Origin of the sequence: Flavobacterium chungangensis, assembly GCF_042654045.1 — a bacterium.
Classification (GTDB): domain Bacteria; phylum Bacteroidota; class Bacteroidia; order Flavobacteriales; family Flavobacteriaceae; genus Flavobacterium; species Flavobacterium chungangensis.
In genome coordinates this window covers 20,200-42,031 of record NZ_JBHSFY010000020.1, presented here as the reverse complement: position 1 = coordinate 42,031, position 21,832 = coordinate 20,200, and the positions used below count along the sequence as shown (strand labels likewise).

The 21,832-nt window shown below is 33.0% G+C and carries 17 protein-coding genes; 11 read left to right on the top strand and 6 right to left on the bottom strand.

The window, feature by feature from the left end:
* Positions 1–10: 10 nt before the first annotated feature.
* From ACFO3N_RS23235 to ACFO3N_RS23220, 4 genes are all read left to right on the top strand, one after another.
* A complete protein-coding gene (locus ACFO3N_RS23235) occupies positions 11–1,393 on the top strand; it encodes an exonuclease domain-containing protein (RefSeq protein WP_379801258.1) in 1,383 nt (460 codons plus the stop codon).
* A 39-nt stretch (positions 1,394–1,432) separates the two neighbouring features.
* Positions 1,433–2,059: an alpha-ketoglutarate-dependent dioxygenase AlkB family protein gene (locus ACFO3N_RS23230; protein WP_379801257.1), complete on the top strand. Its 627-nt coding sequence runs from the start codon at positions 1,433–1,435 to the stop codon at positions 2,057–2,059.
* A 161-nt stretch (positions 2,060–2,220) separates the two neighbouring features.
* Positions 2,221–2,682 carry a DUF1810 domain-containing protein gene (locus ACFO3N_RS23225; RefSeq protein WP_379801255.1) on the top strand — a complete coding sequence of 154 codons (462 nt, stop codon included), beginning with the start codon at positions 2,221–2,223 and terminating at the stop codon, positions 2,680–2,682.
* A 158-nt stretch (positions 2,683–2,840) separates the two neighbouring features.
* On the top strand, positions 2,841–3,242 hold the full coding sequence (locus ACFO3N_RS23220; protein ID WP_379801253.1) for an MFS transporter: 402 nt from the start codon (positions 2,841–2,843) through the stop codon (positions 3,240–3,242).
* A 91-nt stretch (positions 3,243–3,333) separates the two neighbouring features.
* Here the strand turns inward: ACFO3N_RS23220 and ACFO3N_RS23215 are convergent, their stop codons facing one another.
* Positions 3,334–4,743: an APC family permease gene (locus ACFO3N_RS23215; RefSeq protein ID WP_250833858.1), complete on the bottom strand. Its 1,410-nt coding sequence runs from the start codon at positions 4,741–4,743 to the stop codon at positions 3,334–3,336.
* A 153-nt stretch (positions 4,744–4,896) separates the two neighbouring features.
* Between ACFO3N_RS23215 and ACFO3N_RS23210 the strand changes: the two genes are divergently transcribed.
* From ACFO3N_RS23210 to ACFO3N_RS23190, 5 genes are all read left to right on the top strand, one after another.
* Positions 4,897–5,610 (top strand): SDR family NAD(P)-dependent oxidoreductase, encoded by a 714-nt coding sequence (locus ACFO3N_RS23210; RefSeq protein WP_379801251.1) that lies wholly within the window; start codon positions 4,897–4,899, stop codon positions 5,608–5,610.
* A 31-nt stretch (positions 5,611–5,641) separates the two neighbouring features.
* Positions 5,642–6,040: a DUF5958 family protein gene (locus tag ACFO3N_RS23205; protein WP_379801249.1), complete on the top strand. Its 399-nt coding sequence runs from the start codon at positions 5,642–5,644 to the stop codon at positions 6,038–6,040.
* Positions 6,041–6,146: 106 nt separating this feature from the next.
* Entirely contained in the window at positions 6,147–6,905 is a 759-nt protein-coding gene (locus ACFO3N_RS23200; protein WP_379801248.1) for a methyltransferase domain-containing protein, read from the top strand.
* Positions 6,906–7,321: 416 nt separating this feature from the next.
* Complete coding sequence (locus tag ACFO3N_RS23195) at positions 7,322–8,746, top strand: sensor histidine kinase (protein ID WP_379801246.1); 1,425 nt, start codon at positions 7,322–7,324, stop codon at positions 8,744–8,746.
* On the top strand, positions 8,736–9,125 hold the full coding sequence (locus ACFO3N_RS23190; protein ID WP_379801245.1) for a response regulator: 390 nt from the start codon (positions 8,736–8,738) through the stop codon (positions 9,123–9,125). Before ACFO3N_RS23195 ends, ACFO3N_RS23190 begins: the two co-directional genes overlap by 11 nt.
* On the opposite strand, the gene ACFO3N_RS23185 is transcribed toward ACFO3N_RS23190, so the two are convergent.
* Positions 9,122–10,276, bottom strand: a complete 1,155-nt coding sequence (locus tag ACFO3N_RS23185; protein WP_379801243.1) for a C40 family peptidase — start codon at positions 10,274–10,276, stop codon at positions 9,122–9,124. The two genes, ACFO3N_RS23190 and ACFO3N_RS23185, sit on opposite strands and share 4 nt — an antisense overlap.
* 240 nt (positions 10,277–10,516) lie before the next feature.
* Here ACFO3N_RS23185 and ACFO3N_RS23180 point away from each other — a divergent pair, with 240 nt between their 5' ends.
* Together ACFO3N_RS23180 and ACFO3N_RS23175 are read left to right on the top strand one after the other, a co-directional pair.
* On the top strand, positions 10,517–11,896 hold the full coding sequence (locus tag ACFO3N_RS23180) for a Kelch repeat-containing protein (RefSeq protein WP_379801241.1): 1,380 nt from the start codon (positions 10,517–10,519) through the stop codon (positions 11,894–11,896).
* Between the two features lie 210 nt (positions 11,897–12,106).
* Positions 12,107–13,510, top strand: coding sequence for a Kelch repeat-containing protein (locus tag ACFO3N_RS23175; protein WP_379801238.1), 1,404 nt, complete (start codon positions 12,107–12,109; stop codon positions 13,508–13,510).
* A 76-nt stretch (positions 13,511–13,586) separates the two neighbouring features.
* Here the strand turns inward: ACFO3N_RS23175 and ACFO3N_RS23170 are convergent, their stop codons facing one another.
* From ACFO3N_RS23170 to ACFO3N_RS23155, 4 genes are all read right to left on the bottom strand, one after another.
* Positions 13,587–15,851: an aconitate hydratase gene (locus ACFO3N_RS23170; protein ID WP_379801236.1), complete on the bottom strand. Its 2,265-nt coding sequence runs from the start codon at positions 15,849–15,851 to the stop codon at positions 13,587–13,589.
* 123 nt (positions 15,852–15,974) lie between these two features.
* Positions 15,975–18,746 carry a bifunctional aconitate hydratase 2/2-methylisocitrate dehydratase gene (locus tag ACFO3N_RS23165; protein WP_379801234.1) on the bottom strand — a complete coding sequence of 924 codons (2,772 nt, stop codon included), beginning with the start codon at positions 18,744–18,746 and terminating at the stop codon, positions 15,975–15,977.
* A gap of 378 nt (positions 18,747–19,124) precedes the next feature.
* A complete protein-coding gene (locus ACFO3N_RS23160; protein ID WP_095928768.1) occupies positions 19,125–20,078 on the bottom strand; it encodes an AAA family ATPase in 954 nt (317 codons plus the stop codon).
* A gap of 78 nt (positions 20,079–20,156) precedes the next feature.
* Complete coding sequence (locus tag ACFO3N_RS23155; protein WP_379801232.1) at positions 20,157–21,587, bottom strand: peptidylprolyl isomerase; 1,431 nt, start codon at positions 21,585–21,587, stop codon at positions 20,157–20,159.
* Between the last annotated feature and the right edge of the window lie 245 nt (positions 21,588–21,832).

Below are 21,832 nucleotides of genomic sequence, written 5' to 3'. Positions count from 1 at the left end.
TTATACACAAATGAAGAAGCAAGAATATGCCATAGTCGATATCGAAACCACAGGCGGAAATGCCAGTGGAAGCCGTATTACAGAAATTGCCATTATTATTCATGACGGTACAAATGTATTGGATCGTTATGAAACACTTGTAAATCCTGAGCAGGACATACCCCCTTCTATTTTTGGATTGACAGGAATTAACAACGAAATGGTAGCCAATGCGCCCATTTTTGATGCTATTTCAGAGAAAGTTTTGGAAATGCTTACCGATCGTGTTTTTGTTGCGCACAACGTGAACTTTGATTATTCGTTCGTTCATCATCAACTGGAGCAAGCGGGTTTTAAATGGTCGGCAAAAAAGCTTTGTACAGTTCGTGCAGCTCGAAAAATCAAACCTGGATTGGGCTCTTATAGTTTAGGAAATCTGTGCAATTCTTTAAATATATCTTTAGAAAACAGGCACCGTGCTGGCGGAGATGCCGATGCTACTGCTCTTTTATTTTCGCTTTTATTGGAATGGGACGATGCTGGAGAAATAGATAAAATGATCAAGAAAACAGCACAAGATCAGCGTTTGCCACCCAATTTACCACAAGAAGATTTTAATAATTTACCAGACAAACCAGGAGTGTATTATTTTTATAATCAGGCCAAAAAAGTGATTTATGTTGGAAAAGCAATCAACTTAAAAAAGCGTGTCACTTCTCATTTTACAGGAAACAATATCAAACCGCAAAGACAGCATTTTTTAAGAGATATTCACGGAATTTCTTTTGAAGTCTGCGCTACCGAACTCATGGCGCTTCTTTTAGAATGCACCGAAATCAAAAAACTTTGGCCCACTTACAACAGAGCTTTAAAACGTTTTGAAGCCAAATTTGGCATTTATCAATACGAAGCCCGAAATGGTTATAAATATTTGGCAGTTGGTAAATTGAGCAAATTTCAGACTTGTATTCATGAATTTAATAGTCACTACGATGGCATTAATTTATTGCGTACTCTAGCCGAGCATTTTGAAATCGATCATCGTTTTTGCAAATATACAAGACCCGAAGAAGGCGAGTTTTTCCAAAATAATGATACAAGAGATTTGCCAGACGTTTCATTTCATAACGAACAAGTTGACAATGCTATTGAATTTTTATTGAATAACAGACCAAGTTTTGCCATTATAGACAAAGGACGTTCTAGAGACGAAAGAAGCTGCATTTGGATCGAAAATGGTCATTTTCATGGAATGGGCTACATTCCGAGAGATGTTGCCATCAACGATTCTGATGAAGTAAAAAATTATGTTACCCCTTATAAAAGCAATCAATATATTGAACAGTTAATTTTTGCTTACGCAGAAAAACATCCGAGAAAAATATTCTTTAACAAACAACTTTTCATTTCCTAAACCAATAAAAAATAGAGCTGTAAAACTAAAATCTGAATTATGACACTATTTAGCGACACCGAATTATTTACTACAGGTTTGGGAGGGAAAAAAGTATTTGACATTCCAGATTCTGAATTAATTTTAATCGATAACTTTTTCACCAAAGAAGAATCTGATGCTTTTTACGAAAGAATACTTCGCAAAACCAAATGGAGGGAATATGAAATGGAGATTTACGATAAAACCTATACCGTTCCGCGAATGATTTCTTGGTATGAAGATAAAGATAATCCTGGCGCAGATCCAAACGGACCTGATTGGACTTATGAATTGTTAAAAATTAGAGGCCGTGTAGAAAAAGAAACACAGCTTGATTTTAATACTGTATTATTGAATTTATACCGAGACGGAAATGATGGCGTAGGTTGGCATAGCGATAAAGAACATAATACAGGACCAAATCCTATTATTGCTTCCGTTACTTTTGGAGAAACGAGAATGTTTAAACTTCGCCATAAATTCAGAAAAGAAATTCCGCCAATTGAGATTCCGCTTCATCATGGATCTTTTTTATTGATGGCTGGAACTACTAATAGTTTTTGGCAACATCAAGTTCCAAAAACGGCTCGTGATGTTTTGCCAAGGATCAATCTTACCTTTAGAAGAACCAATCGAAATCTTTGATTTTTATAGCATTGAATCTTTAAAAAGAAGTAATTTTTACTCAAAACAACGTAAGATATTCCTTCTTTAAAAAGTTAAAACATGCACTATATGAACCTTTTACTAGGCAAAACCTATCTTTTTTACTATTTTTGCAACCTTTTTTAAAATACAATACCGTAATGGCTTATTCGAACAATGATTTAGCGCGTTTCTTAGACGCACAGAACAAACTTTATCTTACCGCTCTTTCTGAAATCAGTAAAGGGAAAAAAGAAACACACTGGATGTGGTTTATTTTCCCGCAAATAAAAGGCTTAGGAAAAAGCGATACTGCAAATCTTTATGCCATTAATGATTTAAAAGAAGCTAAAGATTATTTGGAACATCCAATTTTGGGAAAACATTTAATCGAAATTTCAGAGTTGTTTTTGACCTTTAAAATGAAATCGGCTGACGGAATTTTGGGAGATTTAGATGCTCGAAAATTGCGTTCATGCATGACTTTATTTTCTTTGGTTGAAAATGCAAATCCGATATTTCAGGAAATTTTGGACGCTTTCTTCTCTGGAGAAACCGATCCGCTTACTTTGTCTATTATTAATTCAACTATAAAATCTGTTGATGAACCAGTTACCATATAACTAGAGTTTTCAACGATTATTTACATTTAAAAGACACTAATTATAGTGTCTTTTTTTTGTTTGCAAACTTAGCAGTTTAATAAAACTGAAACATAAATAATTGATTTAAAAAGAATTAATCTTAAATTGCATAATCAACCTCAAATCTAAACCAAATTATGACCGAAAAAATCAAAGCTTTACAAATTATCCATCTTGGCATTTGCGCAGGAACCATTATCGCTTATTTTATTGTGGGCGATATTTCGCTAGAAACACTACAAGTTCCTACTGTTGATTCTGCTTCCATAATATATCTTGCAATTCCTGTTCTAGCCTTTGTTTTGAGTAGTATATTATTTAAAGCGCAATTAAAACAGATTGACCCAAAGCTAAAACTTGAAGACAAATTGCCTATCTATCAAACAGCTTCAATTATGCGATGGGCAGTTTTGGAAGGCGCTGCTTTTATTATTTTATTTCTTAAACCCGATTTTATACTATTCGGAATTCTTCTCATTATCTATCTTCTTTTTCTAAGACCAACAGAAGAAAAAATTAATAACGATTTATCCAATTAGTAAACCGCACATACCTTAAACAAAAAAGCATCTTGAAATTGATCAAGATGCTTTTTTATTTAGATAGTTTTTCAACTTCAAATAGAAAATATTATTCGCTAGGTTTTGTTAAATAGTAAACTGGAATTCCAGTTAGCATAATTAATACTCCCCAGCCGCAGGTTGAAAATTTTGTAATTAATAACGAAACGCAAATTGCTGATGCTACAATAATATATACCATTGGCAAAAACGGATATCCAAAAGCTTTATAAGGTCTTTCTACATCTGGCATTTTTTTTCTTAGAATAAAAATTCCGTAAATTGTCAGAATGTAAAAAATCAGTACAATGATAATTACAAAATCTAATAAATCGCCATATTTCCCTGTTAGGCATAAAGCCGAAGCCCAAACACATTGCGCCCAAAGCGCCCAAGCAGGAACACTCGAACTATTTAAAACAGCAGCTTTTTTGAAAAACAAACCATCTTTTGCCATTGTATAATAAACTCTTGCTCCAGCCATAATTAATCCGTTGTTGCAGGCAAAAGTCGAAATCATAATCATAATTGCGATAATCAAAGCTCCTATATTTCCAAAAATATAATCTGAAGCTACAACTGCAACACGATCAAACTTTGCTGTTGCAATTTCGTCAAACGGAATTACAGCCAAATACATCAAATTTGTCACAACATAAAGACAAGTAACAATAAACGTTCCTAGAAACAGGCTAAGACCAACATTTCGCTTCGGATTTTTAATTTCACCAGCGATAAAAGTCACACCGTTCCAAGCATCGCTAGAAAACAATGATCCAACCATTGCTGCCGAAATTCCAGAAATTAAAGCCGTTCCGCTAATTGGAAGCCATGAACCGCTTTCTTTGTCAAATGTTTTTGTACTCCATCCGTCTGCCCAGTTTGCATCCCAAACAGAAGCTTTGGCGGCAAGCGTTAATCCAAAAATGACTAATCCAAGAAGCGATAAAATTTTAATTATGGTTAAAACAGTCTGTAGAATTTTTCCGTTTTTTACTCCACGACTATTAATAAAAGTCAGAATGATAATGGTTAAAATCGAAACTAGCTGCGCTGCATTCAGTTTAAAAGCGCCCAATTCGTAAAGAATATTTTCATCACTTAACGGCTCATACAAATAAGCTGCAAATTTTGAAAAAGCCACTCCTACTGCCGCGATAGTTCCAGTTTGAATAACCGCAAAAAAACTCCAGCCGTATAAAAAGGCAATCAGCTTATTATAAGCTTCTTTCAGGTACACATATTGTCCTCCTGCTTTTGGGAACATCGCACTCAATTCGCCGTAACTAACTGCTGCGACAACAGTAATAAATCCGGACAAAAGCCAGATCAATGTAAGCCATCCCGCCGAACCCACTTGTCGGGCTATATCGGCGCTTACAATAAATATTCCGGATCCGATCATAGAGCCAACCACAAGCATGGTTCCGTCTAAGAGGCCGAGTTCTCTTTTAAAATGTTCTTGGTCGTTTTCTTGCATTTTTATTGGTTTAGGTTGGCTAAAGATATACTTTTTTTGGAAATGTTTGATTTTAGATCAGTGATTTTAGATTATTGTAAAAGACTCTTATAAAAAGCTTTTTAAAATTAAAATTTGTAGTATTTTTACCCGTTTAATTTAAAATTTACTGTTATGAACTTATTTAACAATGCTACTGTACTTTTAACTGGCGCTGATGGCGATATTGGCCAAGCGTTTATAGATGAATTACTAAATCAAAATGTTCACAAAATATATATTACAGGACTGAATATTGATAAATTATCATTACTCGCATCTCATCATTCAGAGACTCTTTTTCCATTTATTTTAGATGTAACAAATACAAATCATATCAAGGAATTTTGCTCTGCTCATAAAGATATTAATATCTTAATTAATAATGCTGGAATAGAATTAAAGTCAGATTTTTTAAATATAAAAGCTTATGAGTATGCTCAATTAGAAATGAATGTAAATTATCTTGGTGTTGTAAATCTTACTAATGAATTATTACCTGTTTTAAAATTAAATTTTAATGCTGCAATTATAAATATTTTATCAGTTGCAAGTTTATGCGTTATAAAAAGACTTTCAACATATTGTGCTTCAAAGACAGCTACTCATATTTTTACTCAATCTATAAGAGAAGACCTTGCTCTATATGGAATTAAAGTTTTTGGAATATATCCTGGATATGTGGACTCTAATATGTCATCAGACGTAAATTATGATAAAATTTCACCTTCCGAATTAGTTCAAAATATTTGCAATGATATTAACTTAAATAAGTTCAATGTTTTTCCAGATCCAATGTCTGTAGAATTTGCAAATAGTAATAAATTGAATATGGATTATGTATCTTAATTTGTTTATTCCCTAAAACTTTAATATTTTTTTGAAAAAGACAGAAGAAATAATCAATAAAATCGCCCAAGATAAATTAGATTTTCATCTTGGGTTGCATATTTTGCTAGAAGAAGATTATAGTTTTAAAGAGCTTTTTAATACTCTACATAACTATATTATCAATTCTATTCCAAACAAAACAGATTATAATTCAGAAGCGTATCAAAGAGCAATAAATAGTATTCCTCTAAAACCAACTTTCACGCCAATTATAATCTTAAAAAGTTTCTCCACTAAAATTGCTTTCTATAAATTGGCTTCAATGCCAGAAAATGAACATAAAAAAATAATAACCTCTTTACTTTGGATTTTTAAAATTACAGATACAGAAAGAAGAAATACAGAATGCAAAAACGGCTGTGGTCATTTTTGGCATGAATTAGAATAACTTTAAATGAGTTTTTCAATTTTAAATTGAAAAACAACAGAACAATCTTTTTTCCTTGGTTTTGAAGCGTTAGAAATTTTCCTTAATTTTAAATAAAAACAGCATCATGACTTGGGATCCAAAAAAATACAACGAATTTAAAGAAGAACGTTCTAAACCTTTTCATGATCTTACAAGTCATATTATTTACAAACCCAATCTGAAAGTTATAGACCTTGGATGCGGGACGGGTGAACTTACCCAAAAATTATATCAAAAACTTACCAATCCATTTGTTTTGGGTATCGATAATTCTGCTGAAATGCTGGCGAAAGCTCCAACACAAGAAAATCTTGAGTTTAAAGACAAAACCATTTTAGAACAGATTGCTGATGAAACCAAATGGGATTTGATTTTTTCAAACGCCGCATTACAATGGATTGACAATCATTACGAGCTTTTCCCAAAAATTATATCGCGTATCAATCCAGGCGGACAGCTGGCTGTTCAGATGCCGCAGCAAAATGAAAATATCCTCAATAAAATACTTTTTCAATTGGTGCAGGAAGAGCCCTTTGCATCGTATCTTAAAAACTGGACACGCCCTTCACCAGTATTGACTTTAGATGAATATGCTAAAATCCTTTTTGAAAATGGCGGTACAGATTTGGTTCTGTATGAGAAAGTTTATCCTATTATTTCTACTAAAAAAGATGACTTTTTTGAGTTCATTTCGGGTTCTGCCTTAACTGTTTATCAAGAAAGATTGAATGAGCAGGAATTTACTGCTTTAACAACAGAATTTAAGAAAAGAATAGATGCTTATTTCCCTTCAGTTCCTTCAATCTATGCCTTTAGACGATTGATTATTTACGCTAAATTTTAAAGAGACGATTCACTGAGTCAGCCCTTAATCTTTAAACAAAAATAAGAATTGTTTTTGTTTATTTTGATACCTTATAAATTCGTTTTTTCACTTCAAAATTGAAATCAAAAGTTGCTTTCTTTCAACAATATTCCAATAAAAAAGCCTTCAAAAAAGCACAACGAATTAACTACCAAACACTTAAACAAAATTAATTAGAATGGAAATATTTTTGTTTCGTATCTTTTTTTTTTCTTAAAACCATAAGATAAATTTTACTATATTTGAGATTATCATTATAAAAGCATTTACAAAGAGCGAAATACCTTAACAAGTGTTTAATGTTTAATATAAATTAATTTCCCCAAATAATTATTTATTCATACTGACAAAAAACGCAAAAGGCACTTTTTCATTAACCTACTAATTTTAAGATTATGTCTAAACTGCAAGCTTTAAAAAACTTTCGTTTCCCAAATGTTTTCATCCTTATTTTAATCGTTTTTATTTCGTGTGCATTGCTAATCTGCATCAATTTTTTTACAATTAAAATCTTATCTGCCAATAGAGCTTATGTAAACGGGGAATCACATTATTCGAAAGGACAAAAAGATGCATCAAGACATTTAATCACCTATTTATTTACCAAAAACCATACACAATGGAAATTGTTTCTTGAAGAATTAAAAGTACCGCAAGGAGATGGTATTGCAAGAATCACCCTTTTGAAAGCTGGAGACAATAAAGTTGCTCGCAATGGATTTTTAATTGGCCGAAATCACGAGGATGATCTAGATGATCTTATCTGGCTATTCGAAAATTTTAAAAATGTCAGCTTTTTATCTAAAGCCATAAAAGAATGGGGAGAAGGAGATCAATTAATTTTTGATTTATTTGTTATTGGTCAGCAGATTAATGCAAAAATCGAACATAATATTTTAACCTCAACAGATCAGAAAAAACACTTAAAGCAAATTAGCTCAATAAGTGACCAATTGACCATTAACCAACGTAATTTTTCTAATACGCTTGGCGAAGGAACCCGAAAAATAAAGGACTTACTGATTATTACAAACATCTTTTTTATTCTGGTTATAATCTGCAGCGTTTGTCTTTATTATTCGATAATGGTCAAAAGACTACTGATTTCGAAGAAAGAAACGGAAGTGAAAAATGAAAATTTGATTATTGTAAATCGCGAATTGGATCGATTTGTTTACAGTGCCTCTCACGACTTGAGATCTCCAATTACTTCTTTAAAAGGCCTTATCGAAATAACAGCATTGGAGGACGATGCACAACAGGTTCGGAACTATCTAGAAATGATGCATCAAAGTCTTGAAAGGCAGGATCAATTTATTAGCGACATTATTGATTATTCTAAAAACAAAAGAAAAGAAATAATCTTGGAACCCGTAAGCCTGAAAGAGTTGTGCAATGAAGCCATCCTTCAATTAATGCATATTGAAAATGCAAATAGAATTAAATTCACGCAAGAACTTTTAGTAGATCAGATTGAAAGTGACGGTCTTCGTTTAAAAATAATCATCAACAACCTACTTTCTAATGCTATAAAGTATGCAGATTGCAGCAAACAAGAAATGTTTATTACCATAAGAACCTATTTTAGCGAAGGCTTAAATAAAATTGAAGTAACAGATAACGGAATTGGAATTCATGACGATCATAAAGCCAATATTTTTGACATGTATTTTGGAACAAACAAAAATAAAGGTTCAGGATTAGGCCTATATATTGTAAAAGAAGCTGTTGAAAATATTAAAGGAGATATTTCTGTTTTTTCAGAAAGCAGTGTTGGAAGTAAATTTATAGTGACAATACCAAGTTCATATGCCGTATAAATCTCAATTTATAATTATAGAAGACAATTTGATTGATCAATTTGTCACTAAAAAATTACTTAAAAAAGGGCTCGACATTAATCCTATCTACATAGCTAATAACGGACGAGAAGGAATTAATTGGATACTAAAGCATCAGCCACAAAACCCTTTGATTATTCTTTTAGACATTCAAATGCCTATTATGAATGGTTTTGAATTTTTGGAAGAATTTGACAGATTACCAGAAGATTTAAAAGAAAGAACCGAAATTTTCGTGCTTTCTTCGACTTTAGATATCGATGAAATTAAAAAAGTCAAAGAGAACAAATATGTGTCTGACTTTTGGACTAAACCTTTTAGATTAGAAATATTGAAAAATGCTTTTCTAGAAGCTTAATTTAAAACGCGATTTACTTGAGAAAAAGCTCTTGTATAATATGGTTCTTTTGTCGAAGAAATCATAACCCCGCCATGAGTTGATGAATGTACAAATTTAATCTCACCATCAACATTTTCAACAACCATACCTACATGATTTATATGACGTCTGCCGTTGGTTCTAAAGAAAATCAAATCGCCTTTTTGAGCCTCATCTGAAGCAACTTTTGTTCCTATTCGAGATTGTTCTATTGAGCTTCTCGGCAATTTAATATCAAAATTACCAAAAGTACAGAACATTAATCCTGAACAGTCAAAACCTGCTTTTGTTGTTCCGCCAGATCTATATCTAATCCCTATATTTTCAGTTGCACTTGCTATTATCTGATCAATTAATCCAGAATAATCTCCTGTCCTTACAGAAGTTGAATCTCTTTTTATTTCTGGAGCAGCTTGAGCTACTTGATTAGAAGGAGTATCTATTTGTGAATTATTATCTTGTAATGCTTTTGCAGACTGAATCGCATCTGCTTTTTCTTTTGGAACTCGAATCTTCAACAAATACCCAACAGGAACTTTTCCTTTAATTGACGGATTCTGACGTTCTAATTCTGCAACTGTGATGCCATATTCTTTAGAAATGCCATATTTTGTTTCTTTAGCTTTTACTTCTCTATAAAGCTCCACATCTGTCGAAACCACTTCAGTAGCTGTTTCTACTGGCTTTTCATTAATTGAAGCTATATTATTAGAAGGAATAATAATTTGCTGTCCTATTTTTAAGCCTTCGGTTTCCAGAGATGGATTTGCTTTCTTTAGATCATCAACAGAAACATTATATTTTTTAGAAATTCCCCAAAGCGTTTCTTTTGAGGCTACTTCGTGAGTTCCAGAAGTATTAAGAGGAGTCTCGTTTACTGCAACTTCGTCATTTTTTGACTTTATTTTTGCAGTACTTTTATTTTTATTGGGAATTAAAAGTGTTGAATTTAGCTTTAATACCTTAGGAGCATTCGGGTTTGCATCTGCAATATCTTTTACCTTCACTCCATATTTTTTAGCAATAACAGAAAGATTTTCTCCTTTTGAGATCTTATGCTTAATGAAATTATCCTGCGCAAAAGCTCCAACACTGAAAAAAAACAACACTATTATTAACCGATAAATCATACTCTCTTATTAAAGTTTTTACACTTTTTTAAATTATACATTTATTTCAACTCAAAAAAAGCAAATATATTGCCTAAAAAGCGAATTTAACTTTTTAAAGTAAAAAAATCGGTATTTTTAACAATTATTTTACCTCAAATTAACAGCCTCGGCATAAAAATTGAGCCAACTTTTTGAAAAGCAGTTTTTTATAAAAAACAGCCTTTTTAAAAATTTCTAACCAAACTAAAGCCTAATATTGTGAAAAAACTACTCTACATTGTCATTTTACTGCCTTTTATTACAAATGCGCAAACAATAAGCGGAATTGTTAAATCTGAAACTACTAATTTACCAATCGAAGATGCAAACATATATGCATTACGAGCTCAAATAGGAACCATAACCAATGACATTGGAGAGTTTTCTTTAAGCAAAGCAAAAGCAAGCGACACGCTTCAGGTATCACATATTGGATATATCTCGACAAAAATTGCAATTGCCGATTTTAAAAAATCTAATTTTATTATTTCACTTAAAGAAGATATCGAAACTCTTAACAATGTAGAGATCACCAATCGTCAGGCGAAATTAAAATCTCAACTTGACTTTACTAAGCTTGAATCTTTAAATAATGTTCTGTATTCTTTTGGTTCGGCAGTTGTAAATGACAAAATTTATATTATAGGCGGTGACATCAGCGAAGAAGAGAATGTACTAAAGATTTTAAAGGAAAGAAGCATAAGCTATGACAACGATCCTAACTTCCAAAAAAAATATCTACAATTACTTCAAATGCAAGTCGCCAAAAAAATTTACAGAGAAGACTTGCTTATTTACGATCCTAAAACAGATGTATGGGAGAAATCAAATACAAAATTCAAAAGAAGAGCTTATCATAACGTAAATTGTTACAAAAATACACTTTATGTTTTAGGAGGAAAAAGAATGTCTACAAACCAAAGATTTGAATATCTGGAAAACGAAATTGAAGTTTTTGACATTAATAAAAATTCGATTACCATTGACAAAACCAATCCTCATATGGCTGCAGACTTTGCTTCTTTTGTCTATAAAGACAATATTATTGTTATGGGCGGCTCTACAAAAAAGACTGAAAAGGGAGAAAAAACTTTTACAGACAAAGTGCATATGTACAACATCACTTCTGGATTATGGTATGAGCTAGAAAAAATGCCGGTGGCCAAAGAAGTAAAAGGAGTTTTGATTGGCGATAAAATTTTTACCGTTGGAAATAATGACAACAAAAGCCTATCTGAGATTCAGAGTTTTGATTTAACAAATGAAACTTGGAAAAACGAAGCAACTTTAATTTCTCATCTAGAAAATCCAGCAATTGCTTACAATGTTGATGATATTTACCTTTTTGAAGATGGGAAGCTTTCAATCTACAATACAAAATCAAAACAGATTAAAGAATACTTTGTTGATCTTCAATTAAGAGATGCCACCATGCATCTTATAGACAACAAATTGTATATTCTTGGAGGCTATTCATTTGGTTCGTTCATGAAAATTCCCTCATCAAAAGTGTACAGTATTTCTATTGACGAATTTGACACTACCGCACCAAACCGTATTAGAATTTTATCTCAAAATAATGTTGCTCAAAGAAACTAACTCATGATAAAAATGCTCTGCAAAAAACAGGGCATTTTTTTATGTCTTATTTTAAAAATAGAAATAAACTTTGATTTTTAACTGAAAGTCTATTTTATTACATTGGAACTGAAAAAATTTAATAATAAATCTACTTCAAATAAGCCACTACAATCCTCAGTTTTAAGAGACTTTTTTAAAGAATTTAATCCAAGACAAAACTTATTTACCGTGAAAAAACTACTGTATATTATCGTTTTACTACCTTTTATTACAAATGCACAAACAGTAAGTGGAATTGTTAAATCTCAAGCGACAAACTTACCAATAGAAGACACCAATATCTATTTATTGCGTACTCATATTGGAACTTTAACCAATAAAAAAGGAGAGTTTTCATTGAATAATAAAATAAATCCAAATGACACTCTTCAGGTTTCTCATATCGGATTCATCACAACAAAAATTGCGATTACAGATTTAAAAAAGTCAAATTATATTATCTCTCTTGAAGAAGATGTTGAAACTTTAAAAAATGTAACCATAACTGATAATAGGTGGTCAAAATTAAAATCGAAACTTGACTTCACCAAATTATCACCTTTAGAGTACGGCATTTATTCTTTTGGATCTGTAGCAGTAAATGGTAAAATTTATGTTGTTGGAGGTGACAATAGTGAACAATGGAATGTTTTAACTACTATAAAATCAAAAGATATTGGTGGCGGTGATCCTACTAGATTTAATGATCCTATTTTTTTAAACAAATATCTTCAAGAGATTGGAGGCGATCAAGGTAAAGTTTTTTACAAGGGAGATCTCCTTATTTATGATCCAAAAACAGATGTATGGGAGAAATCAAATCAGAAATTAAAAAAACGAGCTTACCATAGTATAAATTTTTACAATAACACACTGTATGTTTTGGGAGGAAAAAGAGGGCCTCTAGGCAATAAAAAACATGAATTTCTAGATAATGAAATTGAAGTTTTTGACCTTAACACAAATCAAATTGCAATTGACAAAACAAATCCACATAAAGCCGTAAACTTTGCTTCCTTCACCTACAAGGACAACATTATTGTAATGGGTGGATCAATAAAATCAACTGTAAAAGGTGCAAAAATTTTCACAGATAAAGTGCATCTGTACAATTTAACTTCTGGCCTATGGTATGAATTAGCAAAAATGCCTGTAGCCCAAGAAGTAAGCGGAGTTTTGATTGAGGACAAAATTTTTACAATTGGCAATTCCGACAATAGAAGTTTTTCTGAGATTCAGAGTTTCGATTTAACAAATGAAAGCTGGAAAAAGGAAGCAACTTTACTTTGCCGACTCGAAAATCCTGCAGTTACATACAATGACGACACTATTTACCTATTTGAAGACGGAAAACTGTTTGTTTACAATACAAAATCAAAACTAATTAAAGAATTTTATATTAATCTTGAACTAAAATGTGCTGCAATGCACTTTATTAATGACAAATTATATATCATTGGAGGATACGATTTCAGCAATTACTACGCATCTCCTTCATCAAAAACATACAGCATTTCTATAGATGAATTTGAGACCACAAGACCTTACCGAATTAGAGTTCTATCACAAGATAGTTTAGCAAACAAAAACTAATCGCATCAACATATTGTTTGTAAAAAACAAAAGCCCTGTTTTCACAGGGCTTTTACATTATATTAAATTTAAAATATTAAGCTTTTCCAGCTGCAATTAAATTTAATGCAGAACCCGCAACAAACCAGCCAATTTGACCTGCGTTGTAAGTATGGTTTGCCAAGATAATATCTTTTGTACCATCTGCATGAACAAATTCTAATGTTAATGGTTTGCCCGGAGCAAATTCTGTTAAATCTAAGAAGTTAATGGTATCATCTTCTTGGATTTTATCGTAATCCGCTTCGTTTGCAAATGTCAATCCTAAAAGACCTTGTTTTTTAAGATTTGTTTCATGAATACGAGCGAAAGATTTCACCAATACCGCTTTAACTCCTAAGAAACGTGGTTCCATAGCCGCATGCTCACGAGAAGAACCTTCTCCATAGTTATGATCTCCCACTACGATAGACGGAACTCCAGCCGCTTTATATGAACGAGCTACAGCAGGAACAGCATCATATTCTCCAGTCAATTGATTTTTAACCGAATTTGTTTTTTGATTGTAGGCATTAACTGCTCCGATCAGCATATTGTTTGAAATATTATCTAAGTGCCCACGGAAACGCAACCAAGGCCCAGCCATAGAAATGTGGTCTGTAGTACATTTTCCGAATGCTTTAATTAACAATTTAGCACCAGTAATATTTTTACCATCCCAAGCATCAAATGGAGCTAATAATTGTAAACGCTCTGAAGCTGGATTAACCACTACTTGAACACTTGAACCATCTTCCGCTGGAGCTTGAAAACCTGGATCTTCAGCATAGAAGCCTTTAGCAGGAAGTTCATCTCCTGTTGGCTCGTCAAGCATTACCTCTTCTCCATCTTCGTTGATTAATTTATCTGTCAATGGATTAAAACTTAAATCACCCGCAATAGCCAAGGCTGTTACCAATTCTGGCGATCCTACAAAGGCCAAAGTATTTGGGTTACCATCTGCACGTTTTGAGAAGTTACGATTGAAAGAGTGCACAATGGTATTTCTTTCTTCTTTTTCCGCTCCTTCTCTATCCCACATACCAATACATGGTCCGCAAGCATTTGCAAAAACTGTTGCACCAATTTTATGGAAAGTATCAATAAATCCATCTCTTTCGATTGTAGAACGAACTACTTCAGAACCTGGAGTGATTGTAAACTGTGATTTTGTTTTTAAATTTTTATCGGCAACTTGTCTTGCCAATGAAGCTGCACGAGAAATATCTTCATAAGAAGAGTTTGTACAAGAACCTATTAGACCAACTTGAATTTGTAATGGCCAATTATTTTTAACTGCTTCATCTTTCATTTTAGAAATTGGAGTAGCTAAATCTGGAGTAAAAGGACCATTTAAATGTGGTTCTAATGTAGATAAGTCTATTTCGATAACTTGATCAAAATATTTTTCTGGATCTGCATATACCTCTGGATCTCCTGTTAAGTAAGAAGCAATTTTATCTGCAGCATCAGCTACTTCTGCTCTATTTGTCGAACGCAAGTAACGGCTCATTGAATCATCGTAACCAAAAGTTGAGGTTGTAGCTCCAATCTCAGCTCCCATATTACAAATTGTTCCTTTACCTGTACAAGACATAGCTGTTGCACCTTCACCAAAATATTCTACAATAGCTCCAGTACCACCTTTTACAGTAAGAATTCCTGCTACTTTAAGAATAACATCTTTTGGAGCCGTCCATCCCGATAATTTACCGGTTAATTTAACTCCGATCAATTTAGGAAACTTAAGTTCCCAAGCCATTCCAGACATAACATCTACAGCATCTGCTCCACCAACACCAATTGCCACCATTCCTAAACCGCCTGCATTTACAGTATGAGAATCGGTACCAATCATCATTCCGCCAGGAAATGCATAATTTTCAAGTACAACTTGGTGAATAATTCCAGCTCCTGGCTTCCAGAAACCAATTCCGTATTTATTAGAAACAGAAGATAAGAAGTCAAAAACCTCATTACTCTGTGTTTTTGCTCTTGCCAAATCGGTTACAGCATCTACTTTTGCCTGAATTAGGTGATCACAGTGAACCGTTGTTGGAACCGCCACTTTAGATTTACCAGCGTGCATAAACTGTAATAATGCCATTTGTGCAGTTGCGTCTTGACAAGCTACGCGATCGGGTGCAAAATCAACGTAATCAATTCCTCTTCCAAACGCCTTCGTAGGATTTCCATCCCAAAGGTGATTGTATAAAATTTTCTCTGTTAAAGTAAGCGGACGACCAACAATCTCGCGCGCTTTATCAACGCGACTTGGCATGTTTTCGTACACTTTTTTAATCATTTCGATATCAAAAGCCATAGATTTTTTGTTTTTATTATTCTTTTTTGAACATGACAAGTTACAAAAAATAGAACAATTATTACTAAAAAAGCCCGAGTTTTACGACTCGGGCTTTAAAGATATTATTAAATAATCTTTCGATTACATAACTAATTGTTTGTTAGAAGGTGCGAACTTCGTTAAGTTGATACCATCTACCGCAGCAGTGTATTCTTCCATTGTCGGAGTTCTACCTAAGATTGTAGAAAGAACAACAACTGGAGTAGAAGAAAGTAATGATTCTCCTTTTTTACCTTCTTTATCTTCTACAACTCTTCCTTGGAATAAACGAGTAGATGTCGCCATTACTGTATCTCCTTTAGCTGCTTTTTCTTGGTTACCCATACAAAGGTTACATCCTGGACGCTCTAAGTATAACATGTTTTCGTATTCTGTACGAGCTGCACCTTTAGGAGCGTTATCGTCAAATTCGAAACCTGAGTATTTTTGTAAAACTTCCCAGTCACCTTCAGCTTTTAACTCATCAACAATGTTATAAGTTGGAGGAGCAACTACAAGAGGAGCATTAAATTCTACTTTTCCTGTTTGTGCCTCTACGTTTTTCAACATTTGAGCAAGGATTTTCATATCTCCTTTGTGAACCATACAAGAACCAATAAATCCAAGATCTACTTTTTTCTCTCCACCATAGAAAGATAATGGTCTGATGGTATCGTGAGTATAACGTTTAGAAACGTCTTTATTATTAACATCTGGGTCAGCAATCATTGGCTCAGCAATTTGATCCAAATCAACTACAACTTCAGCATAATATTTAGCATTTGCATCTGGAGTTAAAGCTGGTTTCTCTGCAGATTTAATTTCAGTAATTCTCTTATCTGCTTTATTGATCAATCCTTGAAGAACGTGTTTCTCATTATCCATTCCTTTATCGATCATGATTTGGATTCTGCCTTTAGCAATTTCCAATGATTCGATTAAAGTATCATCTTCAGAAATACAAATAGACGCTTTTGCTTTCATTTCAGCAGTCCAGTCAGTAAATGTAAACGCTTGGTCAGCAGTTAATGTTCCAATATGAACCTCAATAATTCTACCTTGGAAAACATTTTCTCCTCCAAATTGGTGAAGCATTTGCGCCTGAGTAGCATGAACCACATCACGGAAGTCCATGTACCCTTTCATATCTCCTTTGAAAGTAACTTTTACAGACTCTGGAATTGGCATTGAAGCTTCTCCAGTAGCCAATGCAAGAGCAACAGTTCCTGAGTCAGCACCAAAAGCAACACCTTTTGACATTCTTGTATGAGAGTCACCACCAATGATGATAGCCCATTCATCAATAGTAATATCATTAAGTACTTTGTGGATTACGTCTGTCATTGAATGATAAACTCCTTTCGGGTCACGAGCTGTGATTAAACCGAAATCGTTCATGAATTTCATCAATTTAGGAATATTTGCTTGCGCTTTTTTATCCCAAACCGAAGCAGTGTGACAACCAGATTGGTAAGCACCATCAACAATTGGAGAAATTACTGTAGCAGCCATAGATTCTAATTCCTGAGCAGTCATTAGACCTGTAGTATCTTGAGAACCTACAATATTTACTTCTACACGAACGTCAGAACCAGCGTGTAATACTTTACCTGGCGCAATACCAACTGCATTTTTGTTAAAGATTTTCTCTACTGCAGTAAGACCTTGTCCTTCATGAGAAACCTCTTTTGATGGAGCGTAAACAAGAGGAGCTTCAACATTTAAAACTTTGGCAGCCAATGTTTGAAGTTTTTTACCAAATACGATAGCATAAGAACCGCCCGCTTTGATAAATTCCATTTTTTGAGGAGTAAATGCTTTAGAAATATCAATCAATTCCTGATCTCCGTTATAAAGCTTTTTCTCTTTAATATTTATAGTAAGAACCGTTCCTGTAGCAACAGAATATGCTTGCTCTAAAATTGGCTCATCATTTTCATTACGAATAACGTTACCTTCTGCATCAACTTTCTTTACCCAGTTTTTAAGGTCTAAACCAATACCACCAGTAACATCAACTGTTGTTAAGAAAATTGGAGAAATTCCGTTTGTTCCTCCAACAATTGGAGCGATATTAACGAATGGAATATATGGACTTGCTTGCTTTCCTGTCCAAAGTGCTACGTTGTTTACACCTGACATTCTAGAAGAACCAACTCCCATTGTTCCTTTTTCAGCAATTAGCATTACACTTTTATCTGGGTGCTGTGCTTGTAATGCTTTAATTTCTTGTTGCGCCTGAGGAGTAATCATGCACTGACCATGAAGTTCACGATCTGAACGAGAGTGAGCTTGGTTTCCTGGAGAAAGTAAATCTGTTGAGATATCCCCTTCACCAGCAATAAAAGTAACTACTTTAACTTCGTCTGCTACGGCTGGAAGTTTTGTAAAAAACTCAGCTTGAGCATAACTTTCAAGGATTTCTTTTGCAATTGCATTATCATTTTTGAATGCCTCTACCAAACGATCTGTATCTGCTTCGTAAAGGAAAACTTGGGTCTTCAATACTTTTGCCGCTTCTTCTGCGATAGCAGTATCATTACCTAAAGCCAAGTCAAGCAATACTTCAATTGATGGCCCACCTTTCATGTGTGAAAGCAACTCAAAAGCAAAAGCTGGAGTGATTTCTTTTACTACCGATTGACCAAGAATAATTTCTTTTAAAAACTTTGCTTTTTCACCTGCAGCACTTGTAGTACCAGGTAATGTATTGTAAATAAAAAACTTAAGAGAGTCTTCGCGATTGGCGTTATCTGCATCTTTAATTTGGGAAATGATTTCGCTTAATAATTCAGCTCCATCAATTGGTTTAGGGTGTAGCCCTAGATTTTTTCTTTCTTCAATTTCTTGAATGTAATCCTGATAAATATTCATAATAAAAGCGGATTTATTTTTTTTGAGGCAAATTTAAGCATTAAAGGCGATAATTAAAAAAAATTTAATAGAACAAGCCTTTTCAAAAATTATTATTGCTAAAAAACGATTTTCACTGCTTGTTTTTGCCAAAAAATCAATTTTACATCAAAATAATGAATTATTAACATTTAAAGATCTTTTCTTTAACAAAGTCGAAATTTGATGTTAGAAAACAAGTAAGTTTTTACCTCTATTTTCATGAAGAATCTTTCTAAATAAGTAATTATAACGTTATAGTTGGGATTTTAAACGTCTTTTGAGAAAGTTTTTGACTTGCTAAAAACAAAAAATCCTGACAATAAATTATCAGGATTCTATAAATATAAATTTTAAATTTTACATTAATTTTTTAATAATAACTTCTTCTGTTATACCTTCAGCATCAGCTTTATAGTTTTTAATAATTCTATGCCTCAAGATACCTGTTGCAACAGCTTGAACATCCTCAATATCTGGTGAGAATTTCCCATTAAAAGCCGCATGCGCTTTTGCTGCTAGAATTAAGTTTTGTGAAGCTCTTGGTCCTGCTCCCCAATCTAAATAGTTTTTCACAAAATCGTTAGTTAAACTATTATCTGGACGAGTTTTGCTTACTAGAGTTACCGCATATTCTATTACATTGTCTGCAACAGGGATTCTGCGAATTAAGTGCTGAAAATCGATAATTTCTTGCGCCGTGAATAAAGGATTAATCTCTGTTTTAACGTCTGAAGTTGTACGTTTTACCACTTGAACCTCTTCTTCAAAAGTTGGATATTCCAATTTAATAGCAAACATAAAACGGTCTAATTGCGCTTCTGGTAAAGGATAAGTTCCTTCTTGCTCAATAGGGTTTTGAGTCGCTAAAACAAAATAGGGCAAATCTAATTTATGATGTTGTCCTGCAATGGTTACCGATCTTTCTTGCATGGCTTCCAATAAAGCTGCTTGCGTTTTTGGCGGCGTTCTGTTTATCTCATCGGCCAAAATAATATTAGAAAAAATGGGGCCTTTAATGAATTTGAAGTTCCTATTTTCATCTAAAATTTCGCTTCCTAAAATATCAGAAGGCATCAAATCTGGCGTAAACTGAATTCTTTTAAAATCAAGACCTAAAGCTTGAGATAAAGTATTTATCATTAAGGTTTTTGCTAAACCAGGAACTCCAATTAAAAGTGCGTGTCCTCCAGAAAATATACAAAGTAAAATTTGATCTACAACGGCGTCTTGCCCTACAATGATTTTCGCTATTTCTTTTTTTAATTCATTTCTTTTTTGAACTAAATTGTGAATTGCTGTTACGTCAGACATTTATGAATGTATTTAAAATTAAAAAGAGTTAATTCTATGAATTCATAAAACTAACTCTTTTTATTTATTTATTAAAACTTATTTTTTCAACCAATTGTTTGCAAAAGAACAGTCTTTATACTCGCCGATAATTTTGATGTAAGTATCTTTAATTTTAGCATCAAACCATTTTGCAATTGCATTAATCTGCTTTTCTTTTAATGCTAATTCTTTAATCTTAGTATAATCTTTGGCATAATCTGCCGTATGATCTTCAATTCTGTTGGTAACTGTAATTAACTTATATGTTTTTTTACCTTTATCATCAGTATTTAAAAGTGGTTGAGAAATTTCATCTCCTTTTAAATTTGAAACCTGGCTGTATAAAGTCGGATCCATTTTTGTCAACTCAAATCGAGTATCTTGCGTGGTTGGATTTACCAATGTTCCTCCGTTTGCTCTAGTTTCCTTTTCATCAGATTCTGTTCTTGCAGCGTCAGCAAAAGTCAGTTCTTTATTGATGATTTTATTTCTAATATTTGTAATTCTTTCTTTTGCTTCTTTTAAAGCTGCTTCAGAAACAGTTGGAGCAATCAAAATATGACGAAGCTCTACTTCTTGCCCTTTAATTTTTTCTACCATAATAATATGGTATCCAAAAGTAGTTTCAAATGGCTGAGAGATCTCACCCGCTTGCAAACTAAATGCAACATCTTTAAACTCTTTAACAAAAGGAGTTTTTCTTGTCATTTTATAATATCCTCCATTTGGTGCAGATCCTGGATCTTGAGAATACAAAACTGCTTTTGTTGCAAAACTAGAACCTTCTAGAACGTCTTGTCGAATTGCATTTAATCTATCGATAACTTTTTGCTTATCTTCTTTAGAAATTTTAGGCTCAACAACAATCTGCGCTACTTCCATTTCAGCTCCAAAAGTTGGCAATTCATCTTTTGGGATTTTCTTAAAGAAATTACGAACCTCTTCTGGAGTGATTTCAACATCTTTAACGATCTTATCTCTCATTTCCGATGCTAATTTTTGCTCCTTTAAGATATCAGCAAAATAAGTTTTAAACTCTTCTACAGAACTTTTTTTGTAGTATTCAACAACTTTATTGATATCTCCTACCTGTTGCGTCATATAATTAAGACGATCTTCCATCATTCCTCTTACCTCCGCATCACTTACGATAATACTATCCTGAATTGCTTGGTGAGCATATAATTTATCTTCTAAAAGTTTACCAAGCATCTGGCATCTTGTAATATCTTTCACAGATCCGCCTTGCGCAGTAATTTCCAAAAATCCTTTATCGATATCAGAATCTAAAACGATATAATCTCCTACTGTTGCAATAATTCCGTCGATTTTCAATTTCCCACCAGAAGGAACTTCAACTGGTTTTTGGGCCACAACATCAGGAATAATTTCTTGCGCTGAGATAAGTGGAGTAAAAAAAAGAAAAAAACAAATTGTTAGTGCAAACTTGTAATCAATTGTTTTTAGCTGTAATTTTTTTAATAGCATTATTTTAATTTTTATTTGAATGTAAGCCTGTTTTAGATAATCCCTCTGAAACTATGTATGTTCATCAAACATAAATAATTAAAGTATAGTTCTTTCGTAACTTATAACGAACAAAAATAACAATTCAATTACATAATCCAACTATCCGATATAGTATTAACAAAAAATTATAGGATAGTTCTCTTTCAATGTACGAAATCATTTCTTCCAATTTTTCTAATTCAATGAAAGACAGTTTCTAATTG